Below are 1,008 nucleotides of genomic sequence, written 5' to 3'. Positions count from 1 at the left end.
CGCCGCGTCGGCGAACGCCTCCCGGGCGAGGAGTCCGGTGGCGCCGCCGGCGTCGGCGAGGCGCTCCAGCGCCCGCGCGGCCCGCGGCGGACCCGCGGTGATGGCCGTTCCGTACGCCTGGACGAGGGCCGCGTCGTGCCCGGCGCGCCCGTCCGGCATGAGCTCGCGGACCCGCTCGGCGAGCCGCAGGGTCGCCGGGTCCGTGAGGCCGTCGCCGCCCGTGGAGGCGAGCCGCGCGAAGGTCCGCGACGGCAGTTCCGCCAGCGCCGGGGGCGGCGGCGCGGACCCGCAGGCGTCCAGGAGGTCGAGGCACGCGGAGGCGGACGGGGGCGTCGCCCAGAGGTCGCGGAGCGCGTCGCCGATGTCCGCGGCGCCGCCGCCGTCCAGGCGCAGCAGCTCGCCCGTCACCGCGACCCGGCGGCCGGGATGCCTCCGCCCGACCGACGCCAGCACGGCGACCGCCACCCCGGGGGCGGCGCGCAGCCGTCCGGCGTGCTCGTAGAGCAGGTCGCAGGTGGCGGGGGTGAGGGCGGACGCCCGGTCCCCGGATCCGGCGAGCCCGGCGACGATCCCGTCCAGCAGCGCGTCCCGCAGCCCGGCCGGGCGGTCGGCGAGCGCGGCCTCCGGCTCGGCGAGGCCGCGCCGGACGCAGCGCGCCGCCGCCGCCGTCACCTCGCCCGGGTCGGCCGGAACCCCGGCGCGCTCCGCCACCCCGGCGGCCTCCGCGACCTCCGTCAGGCGGGACGCCGCCGCGAGCCTCCCGGAGACCAGCTCGCCGACGCGCAGCGCGCACCGGCCGGCGAGGTCCGCCGCCCCGGCCGCCCGCGCCCGCTCGTGCACGGCGAGGGTGAGATCGAGGCCCATCGCCGGGACGCCCGGCGCGAGGTCGCGCCACACCCAGGCGGGGACGGCGGTTCCGCGCCGCGGACCTCCCCGTCTGGACGCTGGCCCACATCATGGGCGTCCCCGACTCCGACCGCCGCCTCCTCTACGACTGGGCGTCCCGCG

The 1,008-nt window shown here is 81.5% G+C and carries 1 pseudogene; it reads right to left on the bottom strand.

The annotated features are described in order from the left end of the window. Positions 1-864, bottom strand: a pseudogene (locus AB0K37_RS42350) (hypothetical protein); the annotation flags it as partial. Positions 865-1,008: the final 144 nt, after the last annotated feature.

The organism is Actinomadura sp. NPDC049753, assembly GCF_040674655.1.
GTDB classification, from domain to species: domain Bacteria; phylum Actinomycetota; class Actinomycetes; order Streptosporangiales; family Streptosporangiaceae; genus Spirillospora; species Spirillospora verrucosospora.
The sequence above is the reverse complement of the archived record's forward strand: the minus strand, read 5'-3'. Positions and strand labels throughout refer to the sequence as shown.